This window comes from Roseofilum sp. Guam, assembly GCF_017746735.1.
GTDB classification, from domain to species: Bacteria; Cyanobacteriota; Cyanobacteriia; order Cyanobacteriales; family Desertifilaceae; genus Roseofilum; species Roseofilum reptotaenium.
Window position 1 is genome coordinate 24,103 of sequence record NZ_JAGHZN010000072.1, and the last position, 6,028, is coordinate 30,130.

A 6,028-nucleotide genomic window follows, 5' to 3' on the forward strand; every position below is an offset into this window, starting at 1 on the left:
TTGTTTTATTACTGTTCCATTGAAAGTTGATTGGGATCGATACCGAGTTCTCTGAGTTTAGCAAATGGGCGATCGCGCTCTTTCTGCCTCTGATCTTGCTTCTCTATCACCTCCTCTGGGTCTTCAAACAGTTCCCTATTCTGAGTTAGAGAGGATAAGCTTATTTTACTTGAGGATTGTAGAGAGCACAAAACGATACCCCTGATCAAACCGGGGAATCATTCTACAGTTGAACGCTCTTAGTTCATCAATAATATCAGAGAGATCGAAGTCTTTAGAGTTTTGATTCAAAAAGCAAGCCTGTTCTCGCAATTCCTGCTGCAAATGCCTAATAATGGATGCATAAACTAGAGCATCTTGTGGAGTTAAATCGTCAGCTATTTCATCGGATATTGCGTCAGTTAGAATACTTGCATTGAGAGCAACAATTTCTGCAATCTGCAACAAGCGCTCGCGACATTCAATAAAGCGATACCTTTCTTCCTCATTACTTTGTACAATTAAACTCGTATAGAAAGTATGGAGCTTTCGGAAATGTACCATGGGCAAAAATATTGCGGCGCAATTGTGCTGCCCACTGAGGAGAGGTATGGGTTTTGCATTTGACTTCTACAACAAGAGTGAGTTGACCGTTACGGTTCTCGACTGCCAAGTCCCAACCCAAATTAAGTTGAATTCCCATCATAGAGTGATTGAATGAACCAGCGATTTATTTCTTAATTGATATAAGCACCGGCAGGAGAGCTGAAGATCGGGCGATCGCCAGTTCCCTTACCGGTGCTTAGAAAATTATGATTCTAATCTGCTCTATAGCAATGCTGTTTGGGTCTTAACAGGGGTTGAACTTCCGATTACCCATTACCAGCGCTATTTAGAATAATCCCAAGGTCAGAGATTTATCGATGGGTAAAGCCGCTCCAATACCTAACCAGAGAGTAACCAGGGTTCCAAACAAGAAAACCGCAGTCGCGACGGGACGGCGGAAAGGATTTTGGAATTTGTTCACATTTTCGATAAAAGGAACCAGGATTAAGCCTAGGGGAATGGAAGCCATCATCAGAACGCCCAACAGTTTATTGGGAACTGTTCTCAGAATTTGGAATACAGGATAAAAGTACCACTCTGGCAGAATTTCCAGGGGAGTGGCAAAGGGATCGGCAGGTTCGCCAATAAAGGCAGGATCGAGTACCGCTAGGGCAACGATGCAGCCGAGGGTTCCCACAATTACGACTGGGAAAGTATACAACAGGTCATTGGGCCAGGCAGGTTCACCATAGTAATTATGGCCCATGCCTTGGGCAAGTTTTTCCCGGAGTTTGGGATCGGATAAGGCCGGTGGCTTTTGAATGGACATGGTTCAATCAATATAATGAATGGAACAATTATATAGAGGGAGTCGGCAGTGAAGCAGTCGGGATTTATCTCCCTATTCCCTAGCACTACGTGCTTTACAAGGGGCCAGAGATCCCTTGCTTACGAATCATTAAGAAGTGAGCCAACATGAAGACGGCGATCGACCAAGGAAGGACGAAGATGTGTAGGCTATAGAAGCGGGTTAAGGTGGCTTGACCTACACTTTCACCGCCTCGCATTAGTTCAACTACGAGGTCTCCAACCACAGGAACAGCAGCAGGAACGCCACTTACAATTTTAACGGCCCAATATCCGACCTGATCCCAAGGCAGAGAATACCCGGTAACTCCGAAGGTTACGGTGATGACCGCTAGAACAACTCCGGTAACCCAAGTTAGCTCGCGGGGTTTTTTGAAGCCTCCGGTAAGGTACACTCGGAAGATGTGCAGAATCATCATCAGTACCATCATACTGGCAGACCAACGGTGGATGGAGCGGATTAACCATCCAAAGCTGACTTCATTCATGATGTATTGAATGGAGGTGAAGGCTTCAGCTACCGTGGGTTTGTAGTAGAAGGTCATGGCGAATCCAGTCGCAAACTGGATGAGGAAGCACACGAGGGTAATTCCACCGAGACAGTAGAAGATATTAACGTGAGGAGGGACGTATTTACTGGTGATGTCGTCGGAGATGCCTTGGATCTCCAGACGTTCTTGAAACCATTGAAAGGTTTTTGACTCTCTTACCTGCTTGGTAAACATGCGGTTAACGATCCTATGAAAGATTAATGCGCTCTTATAGAAATGTAACATAGCCAAAGTAATGATAAAACAGGTGATGGTAAAGCAAATTTTTGGGGTGGCGTGTTTTTTGGTGTTGTATGTGGCGATCGCCCTTGGGGGTTGGATCTCTCCAGCCTATGCTCTGACACAGGAACAGAAGCTCTACAACGAGGTGTGGCGCATTGTGAATCGGTCTTATTTAGATGAGACCTTTAATCATCAAAATTGGTGGTTTGTGCGCCAGAAAGCCCTGAAAAAGCCGCTCAAGAGTCGCGAAGAGACCTATGTGGCCATTGACCAAATGCTGAAGAGTTTGGGCGATCCTTTTACCCGATTTTTGCCTCCCCAGTCCTATCGCAGCTTGCAGGTGACGACTTCAGGAGAGTTGAGTGGGGTGGGACTGCAGATTGCTTTAGATGCTCAAACCGGTCTGCTGACGGTGATTGCACCGATCGCCGGGTCGCCAGCAGAAACCGCAGGACTTCAACCACGCGATCGCATTATGGCTATTGATGGTATTCCGACTCGCGAGTTAACCATTGAAGAGGCGGCTAACCGGATGCGGGGACCGACTGGAACAGTAGTCACCTTAACCATTGAACGAGACCGCACAGAACAGCACAGGGTGGAGATTACCCGCGATCATATTACGCTCAATCCCGTGATTTCGGATCTGCGATCGCTTGCATCTGACTCTGGCTCCGTTCCGATTGGCTATCTGCGGTTAACCCAATTTAATGCCTATGCCTCCCAAGAACTGAGCCAGGCGATCGCCCGTTTAGAAGAGCAAGGAGCCGCAGCATATATCCTCGATTTACGCAATAATCCAGGCGGATTATTAACCGCTGGCATTGAAATTGCTCGCCAATGGATCGATCAGGGTACGATTGTTTATGTGGTCAACCGTCAAGGGGTTTTGGAGAGCTTTGAGGCTACTGGAGCAGCAGTAACCAACGATCCGCTGGTAGTTTTGGTCAATCATGGAACCGCCAGTGCTAGTGAAATTCTAGCGGGGGCACTCCAGGATAACGATCGCGCTCAATTACTGGGAGAAAGGACGTTTGGTAAGGGATTAATTCAATCCCTATTTGATTTATCGGATGGCTCTGGGCTAGCCGTAACCATTGCCAAGTATGAAACCCCCGATCATCATGATATTAATCAGTTAGGCATTGAACCCGATCAAGTCGTTCCTGCCCAGGCGATCTCCCGTAATCAAATCGCCACCGCTTCTGACTCCCAATATCAAGCTGCGCTAGAAGTGCTAGCTCAACAAACCCAAAGTTAAACTCTAAACTAGAGTTGATCGTGCGTACATCATCTGAAAAGTTTGGGTGCTTATCCATGGATAAACAAACCCTTTTAGACCTTTATCGTGGCGGGCAACGGGATTTTCGGGGTCTTGATTTAGCTGGGATTGATCTCAGTTACACCGATTTAAGTGGCATTGATTTAAGTCAGAGTAATCTGACCCGTGCGAATTTATTTTATGTGAATTTTTCCCATGCTAATCTTAGCCACACTAATCTTTCCTATGCGGATTTAAGTTGCGCTAATTTGTTTTTGGCGTTGCTCAGTGGCTCGAATTTAACGTTAGCCAATCTGAGTAGCGCTTCTTTATTTAATATTAATCTGAGCCATGCGGATTTAAGTGGGGCAAATCTGATTTTTGCTAATTTAGTGCAAGCAGATTTGAATGGAACATGTTTGCTTCAAGCTTCTTTAGCTCAGGCAAATTTAAGTGGGGCAAATTTAAGTGGCGCAGATTTAAGTCGAGCCAATGTGAGTGGGGCTAATCTCATTAAAGCCGATTTAAGTGACACGAACTTAAATCAGACCAATTTAGGGCGTTGTAATGCTGCCTATGCTATTTTTCGGGGTTCAGATTTGAGTGAAACGAATTTAACCGATACCCATTTGGTTCATGCAGAAGGTTTAGAGCAATCCTTGAATGAATCAGAAATCGGCCCCTATCAGTGGCAAGGATTACAGTTTTTTTCCCAAGTTGAATTAGACATTGCTCAAGCCCTACATCAACAAAATGCCTTATTTTATCCCCATGTGCGAACGATTTTAGAGGGAAAACCAGAGTCTCAACCTTATTTTCTGATCATTGATGGCGGTAAATGTGGCATTCTTCAAATTGAAGAACAATCGTGCACTCTCGATCTTAAGCGCGATCGCCTGCTACAGCAATCTGGGATTGTTCTCATTGACTCCTACGTTATCGAGCAATGCCAAAGTAACCCCCAAGAAGTTGTCCAAGACTTTCTTGAGCGTCTCAGAACTCTAGATTAACGGTGAGTCAGATCAGACCCCGATTAGAGTCTCAAGGTTCTATTGTGGTGACCCAAGTTCAGAGGTATGATTGACTCTTCAATCTGCTCTTTAATATGAACTTAACCTATGAAACGCCGTAAATTGTTAGCCTATACCACAACAGGAGCAGCTACTACCTTAGCCCTAGCAGCCTGTAGTGCCCAAACCACCACTTCACAAAACACTAGGACCAGTCCCACCAATAGTGCCCTCCCTAATATCCGCTGGAAAATGGCCACCAGTTGGCCAACCTCCCTCGATACCCTCTATGGGTCAGCGAAAATGGTTGCCGATAAAGTCGAATCCATGACCGATGGGCGATTTGTTATCGAAGTCTTTGCTGGTGGAGAAATTGTCCCTGGACTGCAAGTCTTGGATGCCGTGCAAGCGGGAACCGTTGAATGTGGCCATAGTGCCAGTTATTACTACATCGGTAAAAATCCCGCCCTCGTCTTTGGCACCACCGTTCCCTTTGGCCTCAATGCCCAACAGCAAAATGCTTGGCTCTACTATGGCGGTGGCCAAGAAATGATGAATCAGCTCTATGCCGATTTTAATGTCATTGCCTTTCCTGCCGGCAATAGTGGCGTACAAATGGGTGGCTGGTTTAAGCGTCAGGTGAATACCGTCGCCGACTTAAACGGTTTGAAAATGAGAATCCCTGGATTTGGGGGTAAAGTCCTAGCCAGTTTAGGCGTTAATGTACAGGTATTACCTGGAGGAGAAATCTTCCTCGCTTTAGAGCGAGGGGCTATTGATGCAGCCGAATGGGTTGGCCCCTATGATGATGAAAAATTGGGCTTGAATAAGGCTGCCCAATATTATTATTATCCCGGTTGGTGGGAACCCGGCTCGACCTTTGAGTTACAGGTGAATGTAGACCAGTGGAATCAATTGCCCAAAGAATATCAGGATGTTCTCAGGAGTGCGGCGGCTGATGCCAATATTCATTGTTTAGCTCGCTATGATACACTCAATCCCCAAGCTCTCAAACGGCTTAAAGATGGGGGAACCCAATTACAGCCCTTCAGCCCAGAAATTTTAACCGCTTGTCGCCAAGCAACCCAGGAGTTACTAGCACAACAAGCCAGTGAAGAGCCTTCTTTTAAGGAAATTTATGACTCTTGGAAACAGTTCCAAGCAGATATTTTTAGTTGGCACGCAGTGAGTGAGTTAGGTTACTCGAGTTTTGCCATTGGTCAGTCCTAATGAATAGACTTCTTGCATAAGTCATATCAAGTCCGGTGAATCAGATATACTATGTCATTGCGTTAGCGAAGCTTGCGTGAAGCGCGAATGGAGCGGAGCGGAACAAAGCAATCTCTTTTATCTCGGTAGTCTTGGCGATTGCTTCCTTTCAGTCACAATGACAACTATTCCAACGGACATGATATCAGGCAATAGGAAATAGACATTAGAATCCAGGATTTCTGCATGACTATTTATTGTCTGCTCAATTATGCAAGAGTTCTAATTCTTATACCATTTCTTTCAGAAGTGTTGAATGTTGATATAAAACTTTACATTCAACCAAAGAAAAGTCCCTAGTGAACTAAATCAGGGTTTCTGGA

6 protein-coding genes and 2 pseudogenes are annotated in these 6,028 nt (G+C 45.5%); 3 read left to right on the top strand and 5 right to left on the bottom strand.

Annotated features, from left to right (window positions below; all coding sequences use genetic code 11):
- Positions 1–8: 8 nt before the first annotated feature.
- The 5 genes and pseudogenes from J7529_RS24895 to petB form a co-directional block, all read right to left on the bottom strand.
- Positions 9–140: pseudogene (locus J7529_RS24895) on the bottom strand (Uma2 family endonuclease); the annotation flags it as partial.
- Positions 141–165: 25 nt separating this feature from the next.
- Positions 166–543, bottom strand: a complete 378-nt coding sequence (locus J7529_RS22395) for a hypothetical protein (protein ID WP_318730820.1) — start codon at positions 541–543, stop codon at positions 166–168.
- Positions 503–682, bottom strand: a pseudogene (locus J7529_RS24900) (hypothetical protein); the annotation flags it as partial. The pseudogene J7529_RS24900 and the gene J7529_RS22395, both read right to left, overlap by 41 nt.
- 189 nt (positions 683–871) lie before the next feature.
- A complete protein-coding gene (gene petD, locus J7529_RS22400) occupies positions 872–1,354 on the bottom strand; it encodes a cytochrome b6-f complex subunit IV (protein WP_271944267.1) in 483 nt (160 codons plus the stop codon).
- A gap of 94 nt (positions 1,355–1,448) precedes the next feature.
- Entirely contained in the window at positions 1,449–2,117 is a 669-nt protein-coding gene (gene petB, locus J7529_RS22405; protein ID WP_271944269.1) for a cytochrome b6, read from the bottom strand.
- Between the two features lie 76 nt (positions 2,118–2,193).
- Between petB and ctpA the strand changes: the two genes are divergently transcribed.
- From ctpA to J7529_RS22420, 3 genes are all read left to right on the top strand, one after another.
- Entirely contained in the window at positions 2,194–3,426 is a 1,233-nt protein-coding gene (ctpA, locus tag J7529_RS22410; RefSeq protein WP_318730821.1) for a carboxyl-terminal processing protease CtpA, read from the top strand.
- 20 nt (positions 3,427–3,446) lie between these two features.
- The gene (locus J7529_RS22415) at positions 3,447–4,436 is read left to right on the top strand and encodes a pentapeptide repeat-containing protein (protein ID WP_318730822.1); all 990 of its coding nucleotides are present in this window, start codon (positions 3,447–3,449) and stop codon (positions 4,434–4,436) included.
- A gap of 108 nt (positions 4,437–4,544) precedes the next feature.
- Positions 4,545–5,666 carry a TRAP transporter substrate-binding protein gene (locus tag J7529_RS22420; RefSeq protein WP_318730823.1) on the top strand — a complete coding sequence of 374 codons (1,122 nt, stop codon included), beginning with the start codon at positions 4,545–4,547 and terminating at the stop codon, positions 5,664–5,666.
- Positions 5,667–6,028: the final 362 nt, after the last annotated feature.